This window comes from Streptomyces sp. NBC_01235, assembly GCF_035989285.1.
In the GTDB taxonomy this organism is placed as follows: domain Bacteria; phylum Actinomycetota; class Actinomycetes; order Streptomycetales; family Streptomycetaceae; genus Streptomyces.
The window spans coordinates 4,213,465-4,229,749 of the sequence record NZ_CP108513.1 but is presented as its reverse complement, the minus strand read 5'-3'; the positions used below and the strand labels follow the sequence as shown (position 1 = coordinate 4,229,749).

General features: G+C 70.6%; 12 protein-coding genes and 1 tRNA gene. 6 read left to right on the top strand and 7 right to left on the bottom strand.

Annotated elements, in window-relative coordinates; genetic code table 11:
* Window positions 1-56: 56 nt before the first annotated feature.
* The 3 genes from OG289_RS18575 to OG289_RS18565 are packed head-to-tail and all read right to left on the bottom strand — an operon-like array spanning window position 57 to window position 3,195.
* Window positions 57-335, bottom strand: coding sequence for an acyl carrier protein (locus OG289_RS18575; RefSeq protein WP_327315142.1), 279 nt, complete (start codon window positions 333-335; stop codon window positions 57-59).
* Window positions 332-1,414, bottom strand: coding sequence for an HAD-IIIC family phosphatase (locus tag OG289_RS18570; RefSeq protein ID WP_327315141.1), 1,083 nt, complete (start codon window positions 1,412-1,414; stop codon window positions 332-334). The genes OG289_RS18575 and OG289_RS18570 overlap by 4 nt, the downstream gene beginning before the upstream one ends.
* A complete protein-coding gene (locus OG289_RS18565) occupies window positions 1,411-3,195 on the bottom strand; it encodes a GNAT family N-acetyltransferase (RefSeq protein ID WP_327315140.1) in 1,785 nt (594 codons plus the stop codon). Before OG289_RS18565 ends, OG289_RS18570 begins: the two co-directional genes overlap by 4 nt.
* Before the next feature lie 373 nt (window positions 3,196-3,568).
* Here OG289_RS18565 and OG289_RS18560 point away from each other — a divergent pair, with 373 nt between their 5' ends.
* Both OG289_RS18560 and OG289_RS18555 read left to right on the top strand, forming a co-directional pair.
* On the top strand, window positions 3,569-3,949 hold the full coding sequence (locus tag OG289_RS18560; protein WP_069773010.1) for an S-adenosylmethionine decarboxylase family protein: 381 nt from the start codon (window positions 3,569-3,571) through the stop codon (window positions 3,947-3,949).
* Between the two features lie 47 nt (window positions 3,950-3,996).
* On the top strand, window positions 3,997-4,749 hold the full coding sequence (locus OG289_RS18555) for a 4'-phosphopantetheinyl transferase family protein (protein ID WP_327315139.1): 753 nt from the start codon (window positions 3,997-3,999) through the stop codon (window positions 4,747-4,749).
* 152 nt (window positions 4,750-4,901) lie between these two features.
* Here the strand turns inward: OG289_RS18555 and OG289_RS18550 are convergent, their stop codons facing one another.
* Window positions 4,902-5,966 (bottom strand): YihY/virulence factor BrkB family protein, encoded by a 1,065-nt coding sequence (locus tag OG289_RS18550; protein WP_327315138.1) that lies wholly within the window; start codon window positions 5,964-5,966, stop codon window positions 4,902-4,904.
* A gap of 237 nt (window positions 5,967-6,203) precedes the next feature.
* Here OG289_RS18550 and OG289_RS18545 point away from each other — a divergent pair, with 237 nt between their 5' ends.
* The gene (locus OG289_RS18545; RefSeq protein ID WP_327315137.1) at window positions 6,204-6,677 is read left to right on the top strand and encodes a YxiG-like protein; all 474 of its coding nucleotides are present in this window, start codon (window positions 6,204-6,206) and stop codon (window positions 6,675-6,677) included.
* A gap of 155 nt (window positions 6,678-6,832) precedes the next feature.
* Here OG289_RS18545 and OG289_RS18540 read toward each other — a convergent pair whose 3' ends face one another.
* The 3 genes from OG289_RS18540 to OG289_RS18530 form a co-directional block, all read right to left on the bottom strand.
* Window positions 6,833-8,287 carry an arabinofuranosidase catalytic domain-containing protein gene (locus OG289_RS18540; RefSeq protein ID WP_327315136.1) on the bottom strand — a complete coding sequence of 485 codons (1,455 nt, stop codon included), beginning with the start codon at window positions 8,285-8,287 and terminating at the stop codon, window positions 6,833-6,835.
* 1,228 nt (window positions 8,288-9,515) lie between these two features.
* Window positions 9,516-9,980 (bottom strand): hypothetical protein, encoded by a 465-nt coding sequence (locus tag OG289_RS18535; protein ID WP_327315135.1) that lies wholly within the window; start codon window positions 9,978-9,980, stop codon window positions 9,516-9,518.
* 1,333 nt (window positions 9,981-11,313) lie between these two features.
* Window positions 11,314-11,386: transfer RNA gene (locus tag OG289_RS18530), tRNA-Arg, on the bottom strand.
* Window positions 11,387-11,707: 321 nt separating this feature from the next.
* Between OG289_RS18530 and OG289_RS18525 the strand changes: the two genes are divergently transcribed.
* From OG289_RS18525 to OG289_RS18515, 3 genes are all read left to right on the top strand, one after another.
* The gene (locus OG289_RS18525; RefSeq protein ID WP_327315134.1) at window positions 11,708-13,315 is read left to right on the top strand and encodes a dynamin family protein; all 1,608 of its coding nucleotides are present in this window, start codon (window positions 11,708-11,710) and stop codon (window positions 13,313-13,315) included.
* Window positions 13,316-13,318: 3 nt separating this feature from the next.
* On the top strand, window positions 13,319-15,385 hold the full coding sequence (locus OG289_RS18520) for a YfjP family GTPase (RefSeq protein WP_327315133.1): 2,067 nt from the start codon (window positions 13,319-13,321) through the stop codon (window positions 15,383-15,385).
* 301 nt (window positions 15,386-15,686) lie between these two features.
* Window positions 15,687-16,241, top strand: a complete 555-nt coding sequence (locus OG289_RS18515; RefSeq protein ID WP_327315132.1) for a single-stranded DNA-binding protein — start codon at window positions 15,687-15,689, stop codon at window positions 16,239-16,241.
* Window positions 16,242-16,285: the final 44 nt, after the last annotated feature.

Here is a 16,285-nt window from a genome sequence, read left to right as displayed (position 1 = left end):
CACGGTACGTCCATGCGGATCACCCTTTTTGAACAGAGGGACGTACAACCGGGTGTCTATGTGGGCTGGAGGTGCGACGCGACGAAGTCCGTCAGCGTGGCGATGGACTGCAGGCTGTCCAGGCTCAGGTCCAGCGCGGGGACGTCCACGCCGAAGCGGGCGTCGACCGCGCCCAGCAGCGTCACGCCGGCCAGCGAGGTGAGGCCGATCTCCGGGCCGAACAGGTCCGTTTCCGCAGGGAGTTCCTCGACCACGGCCATGTCCAGGCGGGCGGCCTCGGCGATCATCGAACGGAGCTCCCGCTCCACCGCTGCCCGGTCTTGGGTGTCCGTCACGCCTCGGTGTCCTCTCGGTCGGATACGTGCAGCCATGCGGGCGGCATCGGCAGATCGCCGTGGAGGGGCCGGGCCAGCACCGCCGCTTCGGGAGCGGACTCGGTGTCGTCCGCGCGGCGCAGGCCCGCCTGGCGGAGCAGGATGCGCATCTCCAGGTTGGCGTCGGTCGGGCGCAGGGTCACCCGGAACTCCTCGGCGCCCGCCGCGCGGGCCCGGTCCATCAGCCGGAACAGGAAGGCCGCCGCCGCGCCCCGGCCGGCGACCCGGCAGGAGAGCGCGAGCAGCGGGACGGACCAGACGGCGGGGGCGGCGCGGTCGACGAGGGCGGCGCCGATGATGCCGTACGCGCCGAAACGGTCCGCCATGCGAGCCGTGTACAGCTCGTGTCCCTCCGACGCGGCCAGCTCGCGCAGCCGGTCGGGGGTGAGGCCGGAGGAGTTCAGACGGTGGGTGCGGGCGGCGAGTTCCAGTGCGCGGGGGACCTCCTCGGGTGTGGCCGCGCCGACGGTGAGGCGCATGTCGCACCAGCGCAGGAACTCCTCGCGCGAGCCCTGGAAGCGTTCGCCCTCGGCCCGGCGGGTCTCCTCGGTGCGGTAGCGGCGCACGCGTTCACGGGACTCGGGAGTGACCTCCCGGCCCTCGAACGCGGCCAGCAGCGCGGGCACGTCCTCGGGGGCGAGGGTGTGCACGCCCGGCAGCAGGGCCTCGACCTCGGCGCGCTCGTACGGGGAGTCGTCGACCAGGAGCAGGGCGTCGACCGCGATGCCGAGGTCCTTCGCGATCCTGCGCAGCGACTCGCTCTTGTCCTGCCAGGACACCTGCGGGGCCAGGAAGCGCGCCCGCAGCTCCGGTACGGCGTCCAGCCGGTCGAGCACCGACGGCGCGCTGCGGCTGGCGATGCTGCTGAGTACGCCGTGGGCCGCCAGCGCGTCGATCGCGGCGAGCGTCCCGGGGCGGGGGGTGGGGAGTTCGTCGGTGGCCGACTCGACGGCGATCTCGTCCCACAGGGTGCCGTCGAGGTCCCAGACGACGCACTTGACGCCGTCGGGGGCGAAGCCGAAGTCGTCCGTGCCGCTCATCGGGTGCCGTTTCCCTCCGGGAGGAACAGCTTCATGGCCAGGCTGGTCGGGTCGAAGCCGAACTTGCGGTAGACCGTGCGCATCGGGACGTTGCCCACGTGCACCCGGCCGACGACCTCCGTGATGCCGTTCGCCAGGCAGAACTCCAGGCCCGCGGTGAGCAGGAGTTCCGCGACGTCACCGCGGTTGTCCACCGGGGACACCGCCAGGGAGCGGAAGTTGGCGTACCGGTCGCCGGTCATCGCGTTCTGGTTGATGCTCACCCAGCACCAGCCGACGGGCTCCTCGCCCGGGCGGTGGGCGACGAGCATGCCCTCCTTCGACTTCTCCATGGCCCGGCCGAGGCGGGACGCCCACCGCTCGGGGTCGTCGATGGCGTCCTCACCGAAGGAGACCCGGGCGATCTCGGCCTCGAACCTTCCGATGGCCGGCAGATCACGCTCGTCGGCCTGACGGGTGACGTACGGCCGCGCCCGCTCGGCGAGGGCGGCCCGGTCGGCGTCGGACGGGCGGTGCCAGCCGGGGGTGCGCGGGGCCGGGGCGACGGGGGCGGTGGAAGCGGCGGGTGCGGGGGCGGGAGCGCCGGCCGGGGCGGGGGCCGGGGGCGGAGACTGCTCTGCCGGGGTCCCGGGCTCCTCCGCCGGGACCAGGCGGCCCGGGCGGAAGGGGCCCTTGCCGCAGCTCGGGCAGCCGTCGGCGCGCAGGGCGGCGACCGAGGTCCAGCGGGCGCCGGGGCCGACGTGGATCTTGGCCGCGCACGCCACGCACGTGTACTCGCGCCGGCGGGTCCGCTTGTCGCCGGTGTAGAGGGGGCCGCTGAACTCGCCCTCGTGGGAGGGAGCGGTCGAGGTGGTGGTGAGGAGGTGCTGGAAGAAGCCGACGCCGCCGAGGATGCCGCTGCCCTCGTACTCGTTGAAGTTGCGGATGTAGCCGTTGGTAACCAGGCCGAGCGCCATGATCTCCCGCTGCACCTCCAGCATCTCGTCCGGGCTCTTGCCGCCGAAGGAGAAGAAGACGCTGTGCGCGGGGCCGGGCCGCAGCCCCTCCACGGCACGGGAGAGGAAGAGCCGGGCGCCCTCGGGGGTGTACGGCGGGTCGGTCATGGCCACGTCGTGCTGCCCGTGGAGTTCGGCGGGCAGCGGCAGACGCAGGTCGTGCCGGACGGTCTCGACGCGGGTGCCGAGGCCGGCCGACACCTTCCGGATGTAGTCGAGGATCTCCGGGGAGATGTCCACGACGGTGACCTGCTCCACGATCGGAGCGCCGAGCACGTCGCCCACCACGGCGACGGCGAGGGAGACGAGGTCGTCGTCGCCGATCAGCAGCAGCGAGCCGCCCGGCAGCGCGCCCGCGGTGAGCAGCGCGAGCACCCGGCGCACCTTGGTCTCGGCCGTGCAGTGCGACTGGTCGATCGCCATGTCGGCGGCGGGGCCCGACTCCATGAGCGCGCGCAGCCGCCGCACGGCCTCGTCCAGCACGTCGGGGATGACCAGCTCGCGTCCGTCGCAGGTGCGGCAGGTGGCGTCGAGGGTGAGGTCCATGCCGAGCTGGGCGACGAGGTCCTGGCCGCTCTCCGTCAGCCGGGACGGGCGCTCCTTGGTGACGAGGTCCCGACGGCGCAGTTCGTTCCCCAGGGCGGCAACGATCGGGACGGGCAGACCGGTCGCGCGGCTGAGGTCCTTCGTGGAGGCGGGGGCGAGGCGGCGCAGGGCGCGAAGGACGGACCGTACTCCGGGCGGGCCCTCCTGGAGCCGGACGGCGTCCGCGACTTCCGTGAGCACAGAATCGGCGGTGGTACTCCGAGGGTTACTCCGAGGGTGCCGATGCGCGTTCGTCACAATGCCGCTCCAGGCAAGCTGATTGATGGATTCCGGGACTATCGAGTATACGGGCTGGTGGGGGGTCGTCCGGACCCGCTCGGGCGGCGGGGAAACGGTGCGGAATTCTGGTGGGTAAAGGGAAATGCCGTGGTGTTCTCGACAATGTTCCGGTGAAAGCCGCCACTGATTTCCGTACGGTGTTTTATCGGAAGGTTTCGGGAGGCCGTTCCGGAAAGGCTTGCGTGCCGCAGGGCGCCCCGGATGCTACTCTGGGCACCACCGAGCGCCTATGTGAAAGGAGACGGGGGCAGCGGTTCGTCGCCCCCGGTTCCCCATGACCAACTCCGCCAGCCTCGCCACCGAGGGTATAAACGTCGACGATCTGTGCTCTTATGCCGTCGACGTATGGGTGAGCGACCACAGCATCCTGACCGACGAGGAGCGCCTCCTTCAGGTGCTGCGCACGGCCGCCGAAAAGGGAAACGCCACGGTACTCGGTGAGGCGTCGCACGTTTTCCCGAACGGCGCCGTCACCGCGATTCTCCTGCTTTCCGCCTCGCACCTGAGCATTCACACCTGGCCCGAATTCAGCCTGGCCAACGTGGATCTGCTGGCCTACGGCCGGCTGAACGGCGAGCGCATGATGCAGAGCGTCGAGCTCGGCCTTTCGCCGACGCGCATCAACGTGACGCGCATGCTGCGCGCCGTGCACTGACCCTTCTCCGTACGCGTACCCGTCTCCGTACCGGTCCCGTGTTCTCCGTGCAGGTCTCGTGGGCGCGCCTCGGCGATGCCCACGAGGGCCTGCCGCGGCTGCTGGACCCCGTGGAGCGCGCCCGTCACGACGCGACCGTCCGTCCCGAGGACCAGGCCCGCTTCCTGGTCGGCTGCGCCCTGAGCCGTCTGCTCCTGGGTGAACTGCTCGGCGTTCCCCCGGCGGACGTGCCCCTGCGGCGCGTGTGCCCGCGCTGCGGCGGACCGCACGGGAAGGTCCGGCTGGACATGCCGGGCTCGCCCGCGCCCTACGACTTCTCCGTCACCCACAGCGGTTCGGTCGTCGGCGTTGCCGTGTGCCGGGGCGGGCAGGTGGGCCTGGACGTCGAGGAGGCCGGGAGCCTCGTCGACGTCGACAGCGCGGCACGGGCCGCTCTCTCCGACACCGAACTGGCCGCCCTGCGTGCCCTGTCCCCCGCCGAACGGCAGCCCGCCTTCCTGCGCGTGTGGACCAGGAAGGAAGCCGTACTGAAGGCCCTCGGCGTGGGCCTGAGCGTGTCGCCGCGCGAGCTGCAGGTGTCGGCTCCCGACCTGCCGCCGGCCGTGCTGTCCTGGCCCGGACAGCTGACCGTCCGGCCCGAACCGGTCCTGGCGGACCTGGTCGTCGACGGGGTGCATCCGGCGGCGGTGGCCGTGACGGGGACCGGGCCCGGGGTGGGGGCGAGGGCGACGGCAGGGGCCGACCGGGTACGGGTCGTGCCGCACGACGGGTCCGGCCTGGTGGCCGGGTACGGCCGCTGACCCGCACCACGCCCTGCCCTCGTGCGGGCCGCCGTCCTCACCCCGCGCCGAGTACGACCGTTCTCACGCGGCGGCCATGGCGCCGTCCTCGGAGCCCGGCTTCGTCGAGGTGGTGTCGCCGACCGAACTGACCTGGCCGGACCCCCTCCGCGTCAGGACCCGAGGCGGCGGCGGTCCTCCTCGTCCCACTTCCGGGTGTCGCGCGGCCGGACGTACGGCTCGTCGTCGGCCGGGTGGCCCCCGGCGACGGCACGCTGGCGCACCAGCTCCGCGTCGAACTCCAGGCCGAGCAGGATGGCCAGGTTGGTGATCCACAGCCACACCAGAAAAATGATCACGCCCGCGAGAGTGCCGTAGGTCTTGTTGTACGAGCCGAAGTTCGCCACGTACAGCGCGAATCCCGCCGAGGCGATCATCCAGATCAGCAGCGCCAGGAAGCTGCCCGGCGTGATCCAGCGGAAGCCGCGGACCTTGGCGTTCGGGGTGGCCCAGTACAGCAGCGCGATCATGACGGTGACCAGGACCACCAGCACCGGCCACTTCGCGATCGACCAAGCCGTCAGCCCCGCGTCGCCGACCCCGAGGGCTGTGCCCGCCTGTCGTGCGAGGCCGCCGGTGAACACGACGATCAGCGCACTGATCACGGCCATGACCATCAGCGCCACGGTCACCCCGACCCGCACCGGCAGCACCTTCCACACCGGACGGCCCTCGGGGATGTCGTAGACCGCGTTGGCGCTGCGGATGAACGCGGCGACATAACCGGACGCCGACCACACCGCAAGCACCAGCCCCACGATCGCCATGATCGAGCCGACCCCGCCCCTGCCCTGCATCTGCTGCACCGCGTTGCGCAGGACGTCCTGAGCCGCGCCCGGGGCGAGCTTCTGGATGTTGTCCAGGACCGTCTGCGTGGCCGACTGCCCGACGACCCCCAGCAGCGACACCAGCGCGAGCAGCGCGGGGAACAGTGCAAGGATCGAGTAGTAGGTCAGGGCCGCGGCCCGGTCGGCCAGCTCGTCCTTCTTGAACTCCTTCAGGGTGCCTTTCAGCACCGCTTTCCAGGAGTGCCTGGGCAGGTCCGTCGGACTGTCCGGCGCCCGCTCCTCCACCTGTTCGTCAGGCCCGGCATCCGGAGCCCGCGCGGGTTCGGCCTCGCGGCCCTTGGTGGCGGTCTGCCCACCGCGCCTTCCGTGCCGTTTCAATGTCCGCACCATTCCGTGCGGGTATCCAGCTCAGCGCCATCCATACGCGAATTTGTGGCGTATGGGATTTTTCGGGCTTTTCCTTTTCTGTGAAGCGCGGTTCCAGGAATCCGCCGCACCGAGGTGGTCGGTCCGGCTCGGCAGGGGCGTCGGATCGGCTCGGAGCCATGATCCGTGACGGTGGGGGAGGGGCGGCCTCCGGCTGGATTTGTCGGGGCGACCTTTGATCACGTGGGAGGAAACGGCGGCATGGACGCCGCCGTACTCGAACAGATGCTGGACGAGACCTTCGATCACGCCGTCGTGCACCACGGATACACCAGCCACATGCGCGACTACGAGGTCATCGTCCACGCGACGGCGGACCCCCGCACCGACGTCGAGCCGGCCTGTCTGCGGTATCTCTTCCGGTACTGCGTCGAGGCCCGGTGCGAATCGTCGGTGCTGCCGGAGACCTGGCGTGTCTCATTGGACGACCGCCTCATCGACCATGAGACCGGTGCCGACCTCGACGGATACGTCTGGGGTGTGAAGTGGCATTCCTTGTACCCAGGCGCGAAGGTTCTCCCCCGGTCGGAGGCGACCCGCCGTTGGGCGCAAGCCGTCGGGATCGACTTCCATGAGGTTCGCATCGAGACCAACGCGCACCGTCTCACCCTGCTCTTCTCGGACTTGCAGGTCAGCGAGGTGCCAGACGGGTACGCCCCCTCCGCCACGGAGTAGCGGCAGACCCTTCCGCTCTCGTGACCGCCGTGCGTGCGGTGCCGAGCGCTCCTGCATGTGCTGTTTTTCGGTCGGCGCCACGCAGCTGTCCGGCGCTGGGCCGGCGGTCTGCCGACGCGAGGGTCGGCAGACCGTCACTGACACAGTCGCTCAGGTCAGGGCGCGATGTCCCACTGCTGGCAGGTGTTGTCGAGCTGCTGCCACTGGCGTACCGCGGTGCCGTTGGCCGTTCCGCAGTTCGCGACGTCCAGCGTCATGCCGGTGTTGACGTTGGTGATGGTGTAGTGGCTGCCGACCTTGGTGACGTCCCACTGCTGGCATCTGTTGCCGAGTGAGGCCCACAGCTGGACGGCAGTGCCGTTGGTCTGCACGCAGTTCTTGTCGTCCAGGACCGTGCCGCTGTTGACGTTGGTGATGGTGTAGTGGCCGTTGCCCGCGCCGGCGAACTTCCACTGCTGGCAGGCGTTGCCGAGCGAGGACCAGATGTCGATCGAAGTCCCGTTGGCGGTACCGCAGTTCACCGCATCCAGGACCTTGCCGGAGTTGGTGTTGGTCAGGCGGTAGGCGGTGCCGGTGACGGGGAAGGTGGCGGTGGGGGTCGTGTAGCCGACGGAGGTGATGTTGGCCTGCACGGCGTTGTCGGCGGCGTTGGTCGGGTAGCCGGAGGTCATGACGCCCTCGAAGAAGGAGCCGTCGGATCCGTTGCTGTTGTCACCACCGGTGCCGAGGACGATGGCGCCCTCCAAGTGCATGGGGGTGTATCCGCCCAGGTTGGGAAGGGCTCCGTCGTACCAGGTGGTCAGCGAGCCCGACTGTGCGTTGCCGCCCTTGATCGCGTAGGTCGTCGTGCCGTTGTTCTTCTCCATGGCGGTGACGTACTCGCTGGAGATGCCGGTGTTGCCCGAGTAGGAACCGTTCGCTCCGAAGAACAGCCCGTTCTCCAGGTCCGCCTCGACCCAGGGGCCGGATCCGGAACACGAGAACCAGCACTCCGTGCCGAAGTTGATCGCGTCCATGTGACCGTTGCCGGTGTCGTTGCCGGACGTCTCGGCGTTGCCGTAGTCGAAACAGCAACGGTTGTTCACGTGGTGGCCGCTGGTCACCATGTAGGCACCCTCCGGGCTGCTGCCGGTGGCGATGCCCGTGGTGTTGTTGTTGCGGTAGCCGACGCCGGCGGACACGAAGATCCCGTATGCCGCATGGCCGCCGACCGTGACCGGCAGGGCGTTCGCGATCGCGCCGACGTCCTGTCCGCCGTTGCCGCCGGGCCCTTCGATGGTCAGGTCGTTGTGGTTCGAGCTCTGGTCGTAGATCTTGGTGATGATGCAGGTCGTGCCGGAGCAGAAGGAGTCCTGTGCAGCGGCGTTGGCGTAGCCGCCGGCGGTGAGCAGGCCGATGTTGGTGGTCGTGGCGTCCGAGGCGCGCTTGACCTGGTAAAGAGCGCCACTGTAGGAGGCGTAGAGCGCCCGTGTCGTGCTGTGCGCCGCGGCGCACGGCGTTCCGGCGGCGGCGTAGATGTCGCAGGGCAGGGACGAAGCTGCCTGGGCTGTGCCTGCGGTGCCCACCACCCCGCCCAGGATGCCGGCGAGAAGCGTGAGGACCGCGCCCACTGACAGTAGGAGCCCTCTCAGGTGTCTACGTATCACTGTGAACCTCTTCCGTTGCGTTCTTCTCGAGCCCGGCGCCGCGTGCGCAGGGAGGGGGAGTGATGTGCGGTGCGCGGTGATGCGCGCACATGGGCAACTGCCGCTGGGAGACGGAGTCGGCGCTCGGCGCGGCTTCCGCATCGCTCAGCAGACATTCGTTAGCGCTCACATTCACGGCGCTTGGGTGACGCCGCTGATCCAGAGCTTCGGGGAATCGGGTACCGGCGGTCGGCGGACGCTCTGTTCGAGCGCGGCAGCCGAGCGCGAGTGCGTCACCGCGCAGCGGTGACCGGTCCTGGGACGGAACGTCGTGCATGCGCCGATCTGACGCGGTGGATGATGATCGTCCGTTCTTGCGGCCTTGCCTTTTGTACGCTGGGCTCGAGAGACGGTCAACACTGCGGGACAGTCAAGACTGTGGAAACAAACGGGTCCGCTTCCTCCTCGAGGCATGCGGCAGAGGGGGGCCCGGACCGACCTTGACGCCCGCTTCTCGAGTCGGACGCCCCGACTTTCATGGCTGCGCCGGTGGAAGAGTTGCGATCTACGGGGATCGACTTGCCTTGCCCCTCTTCAAATGTGTGCGCTAACAATTCTTCACGCCACGCGGACTTCCCTTCGGAAGACCGCGCCCGACCAGTGAAGCGTGATGGCGCATCAGAAGAGGTCAAGCCTGGATCGCGCACCGGTGATGGCGGATGCGGCCATGAGAGCGGGCGTCTCGCATCAGACCGTCTCGGGTGTGCTCAACGGCCATCCGAGCGGCGGCCCGCCACCCGGGGCCGCGTTCTCCGCCGTCCGCGAACTCGGCTGTCGGCCCAACGCCGCCGCTCGCTACCTGGCCACCCGTGCACCCACACGTCGCATGCCGTCATCCAGCCCGGTCAGGTGGTGCAGCGGCCCGGCCCCGAGCCTGATCGAGGCGCCGGGCCGCACGTCCGGCGTGCTCCGGTGGCCGGCAGGCTGAGACGCGAATCGCGTCGGCACTCTTGGCTTGGGAAACTGCGGTAATTCGCGGCGGGCTTGGACGCTGACCTGGGCGAATGGCTGGGCCGGTGTCTCGACGGACGTGGCTGCCTTCACCGTGATTCCCCGCTGTTCCCCGGCCGATCCGGTGCGGTTGTGGTGCGGTCCTGCTGGTGTGCGGCTGTCTCTGGACAGGCCGTACGAAGGGGTGGGGTCGGCAGGTGCCTCAAAGATGTCGCTTGGCTGCTCTGACGAGTCGGCTGATGTCGTCACGGGTCTGCACTCGGCGCTGTTCGAGCCGGCTTCTGGTCTCCGTCTTGGCCAGCGCCGTGACGTCGGCGAGGACGTCCTCTGCGGCCCGGCTCAGGGTCTCGTCGTCGGTAAGCATCTGCACCCGGAACAGGGCCTCTTGTGCGCTGGAACGCAGGTCGTATGCGCGGATCCGGACGGTGTCGGGGTCTTCGGGCGGCGGTTGTTCGTGCTCGCAGAACCACAGGTGCACCAGGCAGCGGCGGTAGTTGATCAGCGCGCCGGCGTAGGTGGAGCAGGCGTCGAGTCGTTCTTGCCGGAGCTTCTCACGGCGGGCGAACCGGTGGCTTCTGTCGGTGGTGCGTTGCTGAAACGCCAATGTGATTCCCGAGCCGAGCAGGGTTCCGAGGACGGCTATGGCACTGGCGATGATGGTCTCCACGCCCCAAGCTGATCACGCGTCGTGGATCCGGTGTGCCGCACGCCCAACTCGACCGTCACCGACACGCTTTCCCCCTGTGTTGGTGGGGTGCTGGGCCGGGGGCGGGGGGGCGTTCATCCGCGTTCACGGGTGGCCTGCTCATGGGATGCAGGCGGCTTCTGGTCTCGCTTGAACTGCGGCCGTGAACGGGGCTGAACGAGACGGAAACCGAAAGTCCGAAGGGGTAGGAATGCAGCGCCCACTTGGCGCGACAGCCGGCCTCGCCATGCTCCCCTGACAGGCACCAGCACCAGCACCAGCAGGAGACGAAATCTGCCGAACTGGCCACCGGACTCGCCGAAGCGGTGATGAGAACGGAGACACTCGCTCGCCGTCGGTTGCCGGGCGGCCACGATCGGTCGATTCGACTGGGCTTCACTCGAACATGCCTGTGGGATGGGGCGGTTGAAGGGGACCCTGCCCTACCGCTGGTTGCGGAGCGTGCAGTTCTCACGCCCCTCGTGCGCAATGTGCTGGCCTCCAGCGCGAACCGGCCCCATCGCTTCGTTGCCGTTTCCGCGGTCTGAAGTCCTGGAGCGCCCCGCCGTTCGGACGCCCTCGAGACGTGGTGACCATCCTCAGGCGGGTGGAGCGCAAGTCCCTGCCGGCTCGGCCCGGGAGGAGGCGGAGAGGGGCGATGAGGTCCTGCGAGCGTCGACACGCGCCTCGACGACAAGCAGGCGGCGGCCCGGTCCAGGAAACGCCGCCGCCGGATCCTCGACGTCGTCATGAAACACGCGATCCGGCGGCGCGTCCTGCGGCAGCACATCGAGGACGAACAGCTCAAGCCGGGGATCTGCTGTTCCAGGGGGAGACGGGCGGCATTCTCGCGGGTTCGGTCATCCGCCGGGCGTGGCGCAGTGCGCGCAAGGCCGTCCTGCCCCCGCACGTCTTCGTGTCGCCCACAGGGAGGCAGGTCTACGACAACCGGCACACGCGCCTCACGAAGTGGCTCAATGACGGGATCCCGCCCGCCCGGGTGGCCGAATGGGCCGGGAACAGCGTGCCGGTGCTGCCGGCCACTTACGCACGGTGCGTCGAGGGGCAGCTGCCTGACCTGAAAAGGCGCCTGGAGGCCGCGGGGGATCTCCCCGAGCTGCCCGACGCGAGCTGTCGGCTTCTCGCCGAGAATTTCGACAGGTATTCGACACGGCCACCCCCGAAAACCCGGTGACAGCCGGACAGCCCCGGAACCTCCCCTTGATCGTCGGGGGAGTGCCCGGGGCTTCGTCGTGGCGAGTGAAACCCGCTCTGACCAGCAAAAAAGCCCTCCCGGAGGGAGGGCGGAGACTTGCGCCCCCGGCAGGACTCGAACCTGCGGCCAAGCGCTTAGAAGGCGCCTGCTCTATCCACTGAGCTACGGGGGCCGGGTGTGGTGGCCTCGTACGTGCTGCCCGGGTGTGGGCTGATCCGTGACGTTGCCGGGGACAAGGATAGGGCTCCCGGTTCCTTGTCCTGGTTGCTTCGCCTCCGTGGCTCAATGTGGAGGTTCGGTGAAGCGGTCCTGATAATCGCAGGCAGGTGCGAATCGTGCATCGCTTTTGGCGTCCACGGCCACGGGTGTTGTGCACTCGTTATGCCTGGGCTGTGCCTCTGTCCCAGTCGCACCTTCCGTCCCTTGTGTCCTATCGGCGCGCAGGCGCGCCTATATGCTTCATAAATCCCCTAAAATTGGGCATTCTTCGCATGTGGTGACCTTGGACGTACGGCCCCAGCTGCTCGACGCACTTTCCGCCCTGCGCGACCGTGTCGCCGCCGCACGCTTCCCGCTGCCCCTTGCGGGGGCCCCACGCGCGCGTGCCAACCGCGACGAACTGCTCGCCCAACTCGACGACTATCTCGTGCCCCGGCTCAGGCAGCCCGAAGCGCCGCTGCTGGCCGTCGTGGGCGGCTCCACCGGCGCCGGCAAGTCGACGCTCGTCAACTCCCTGGTGGGACGGCGCGTCAGCGAGGCGGGCGTGTTGCGGCCGACGACACGGACCCCGGTGCTCGTGTGCCACCCGGAGGACCATCACTGGTTCAGCGGCATGCGGGTGCTGCCCGGCCTCACGCGCGCGTGGGCGCCCCATCGGGAGTCGGCGGACGACCTGTTGCTCCCCGGCGAGGACGACAGACGCGTGCTGCGCATCGAGACCGCCGACACCCTTCCTCCGGGTCTCGCCCTCCTCGACGCGCCCGACATCGACTCCCTGGTCGCCGACAACCGCGTCCTGGCCGCCGAGCTGGTCTGCGCCGCCGACATCTGGGTGATGGTCACGACGGCCGCCCGCTACGCCGACGCAGTGCCCTGGCATCTGCTCCGCACCGCCAAGGAGTACGACGTCATGCTCGTGACCGTCCTCGACCGGGTGCCCCACCAGGTCGTCGGCGAGGTGTCCCGGCAGTACGGCGCCCTGCTCACCAAGGCCGGGCTGGGCGACGTACCGCGCTTCACGGTGCCCGAGCTGCCCGAGTCCGCCTGGGGCGGCGGGCTGCTCCCGGCCACGGCCGTGGCGCCGCTGCGGACCTGGCTCGTCCACCACGTCCAGGATCCCAACTCCCGCCGCTACGCGCTGGCCCGCACGGCACACGGAGTCCTCGACTCGCTCAAGGCCCGGCTGCCCGAGCTGGCCGGCGCCACCGCCGCGCAGCACGCGGCCGCGCTACGGCTCACCTCGGCCGTCGACGGGGCGTACGACAGCGAGTACACGCGTGTGCGGGGCCGTCTGCAGAGCGGCGCCGTGCTCGCAGGCGACGCGCTCAAGCGCTGGCGGGCCTTCCCGCTGGACTGCACCGCCGGTGAACTCCTCGACGCCCTTGTGGAGAGCCTCGGCGCGCTCCTGCTGTGCGCCGTCGCCGCCGCCGACGAGCGCGTCGACGAGGCCTGGCGGCGTGAACCGGCGGCGAGCGCCCCCGAGCTGACCGACCGGGACACCATGCCGGAGAGCGCCGAAGACCGGATCGGCCTCGCCGTACGACGGTGGCGGCGCGAGCTGGAGGAGTACGCCGAGGACGAGGTGCGCGGCCTGGAACGCGGTGTCGCGCCCGATCCGGAGTCGGTCGCCGCCCTCGTCGCCACCGCCCTGCTGGGCGGCCGCAGGGCGCGTTCGGCGGGCGAGGGACTCGCCGAGCGGATCGGTGCCCACGGGGCGCTGCGGCTGCGCGACCGGGCCGGACGGCTGCTCACCGAGCACCTCGACCGCGTGATGCACGCCGAACGCGAGCGCCGCCTCGCCCCTCTCGGCGGACTCGAAGTCCACCCCGAACCGCAGGCCGAACTCATCGCCGCGCTGTCCGTACTGCAGAAGGAGAGGTGACCGGTGACCGCCGTCACTGACCAGGACCACACGGGCAACAGGGACCAGCAGCAACAGCCGGAGCAGCCAGAGCATCAGGACCAACAGGTGCACCAGGACCAACAGGACCAACAGGAGCAGCAGGAGCAATCGAAACAGCAGCAACAGCAGCAACAGCAGCAACAACAGGAACAGAGGGAGCAGGAGGAGAACAGCAGTCCGGGAGAGGCGGAGACTCCGGCAGCGGGGGAACCGGCGCTACCCGACGCAGGCAAGGACGCCCCTTCCCGCACGGACTCGCCCACGGACTCCCGCACGGACTCGCCTACGGACTCCCGCGCGGACTCGCGTACCGACTCAGTCGGAGCCTGGGACGACGGGCTCATCGCCCGCCGGGTGAGCGAGTCCTCCGTCGCCGGGCAGGCCGCCGCCATGGAGAGCAGGATCGGCAACGGGGGCGCGGGTAGTGGCAGTGGCGGCGGCAGCGCCCTGCCCTCGACCCCGCTCGCGTACGACGGCCCCCTGCGGTCCCGGCTCGACGCGCTGCGCGAGCTCGTGGGGCTCTCCCGTACCCGGCTCGACAGCAGGACGCTGGCCGAGGCCGGCCGGGTCCTCGACGAGGCGGCGGCCCGGCGCAGGCTCTCCGGGCAGCACACCGTCGTCGCCCTCGCGGGCGCCACCGGGAGCGGCAAGTCACAGCTGTTCAACGCCCTCGCCGGGGTGACCATCTCGGAGACGGGCGTACGCCGTCCGACCACCGCCGCCCCCATCGCGTGCAGTTGGAGCGACGGCGCGGCGACCCTCATCGACCGGCTCGGCATTCCGGGGCGGCTGCGCAGAAGGCCGGTGCAGAGCGCGGACGCGGAGGCGCAGTTGCGCGGGCTCGTGCTGATCGACCTGCCCGACCACGACTCGGCGGCCGTGCAGCACCGCGAGCAGGTCGACCGCGTGCTGGGGCTCGTCGACGCTGTCATCTGGGTCGTCGACCCGGAGAAGTACGCGGACGCCGTCCTCCATGAGCGCTATCTGCGGCCCATGGCAGGGCACGCGGAGGTCATGTTCGTCGTCCTCAACCAGATCGACCGGCTGCCCGGCGAGGCCGCCGAGCTGGTCCTCGACGACCTGCGGCGGCTGCTCGACGAGGACGGCGTCGCCCTCGGCGAGTACGGCGAACCGGGCGCGACCGTGCTCGCCCTGTCCGCGCTCACCGGGGACGGCGTCGGGGAACTGCGCGAGCTGCTCGGCCAGTTCGTCGCGGAGCGGGGCGCCGCGGCACGGCGAATTTCGGCCGATGTGGACGCCGCCGCGTGGCGGTTGCGGTCCGTCTACGCCACCGGGCGGCGCAGCGGGCTCAGCGAGGAGGCACGGGACGCGTTCGCCGACCGCCTCGCGGACGCCGTCGGCGCCACCGCGGCGGGCGAGGCCGCCGAACGGGCCTGGCTGCGCAACGCGGGCCGCGCGTGCGGGACGCCGTGGCTGCGGCTGTGGCGCTGGCACCACGACCGGCGCGACCCTCCCACCGGACGTCTGCCGGTCCGCGCCCAGGCCGACGAGGAGGCCACGGCACGGCAGCGCGTCGAACAGGCGGTACGCACGGTGTCCGAGCGGGCCTCGGCGGGGCTGCCCGCGCCGTGGGCGCAGGCCGTGCGGGAGGCGGCCGTACGCGGGGCGCAGGGGCTGCCCGAGGCGCTGGACGAGCTGGCGGCGCGGGCCGGATTGCCGCCGGGGCGGCCGCCGCGGCCGGGCTGGTGGCCGGTGGCCGTCCTGGCGCAGGCGTCCATGACCCTGCTCCAGGTGGTCGGGGGGCTGTGGCTGGTCGGCCAGATCGTCGGGTTCATGGCGCCGAACCTCGGCGTTCCGGTGCTGCTGATGGTGGCCGGCATCATCGGCGGCCCGCTCGTCGAGTGGAGCTGCCGGATGGCGGCCCGGGGACCGGCCCGGCGGTACGGGCAGGACGCCGAGCGCCGGCTGCGCGAGGCGGCGGCCGGGTGCGGCCGGGCACGCGTACTGGATCCCGTGGCCGCGGAGCTGCTGCGGTACCGGGAGGTCCGGGAGCAGTACGGGCAGGTCACGGGGGCAGGGGCGCGGTGAGCGAGGAGGTGTGGAGGGAGGGGTGATCCACAGGTGGCGGGACGGGGGGGTCACCCGTCCGGGTGCTGGAGTTTTCCACAGGCGGACGGTGATCCACAGCGCTCGGCGGGCCCGGCCCGACGGAGGCAGTCTGTTTTCGCGGCGCTCGCGACGATCACGGCGATCCTGACGGGCGCGGTCGCCGCGAGCGGCGGTGGCGGTGCGCGGTGAACGCGACCGTGACCGTCGCGGCGGACGCAGCCGTACGGGACGGGCCCGTACGCGTATCCGGGCGGCGACCGTCCGGCGAGGGAGGGTTCGAGTGAACGAGACGATGGTCTGCGCGGTGGGCAACGTGGCGACGCGGCCGGTCTACCGGGACCTGGCGGCGGGCGCGTCGGCGAGGTTCCGGCTGGCGGTCACCTCGCGCTACTGGGACCGCGAGAAGAGCGCCTGGACCGACGGGCACACCAACTTCTTCACGGTGTGGGCCAACCGGCAGCTGGCCACGAACACGATGGCCTCGCTGAACGTCGGTGACCCGGTGATCGTGCAGGGCAGGCTGAAGGTGCGCACGGAGCAGCGCGAGGGGCAGCAGGGCTGGACGTCGGCGGACATCGACGCCGTGGCGATCGGCCACGACATCGCGCGGGGCACGTCCGCCTTCCGGCGCTCGGGCCGCCCCGATCCGACGGCGGCCGGCGCACCGGCGCAGCCCGAACCCAACTGGGAGACACCGGACGTGACTTCGACAGCCTCGGGATCGGGGTCGGGGTCGAAATCGGGGTCGGGGCCTGGGTCGGGGTCGGGATCGGATCCTGAGTCGTCGCAGAAGCCGGACGTCCCGCGGCGACGCGAGCCTGTGGGGGTGACGTGAGCAGACCGGGTGGTGACGGAGTGTCAGCGATCACTCCGGCCCGC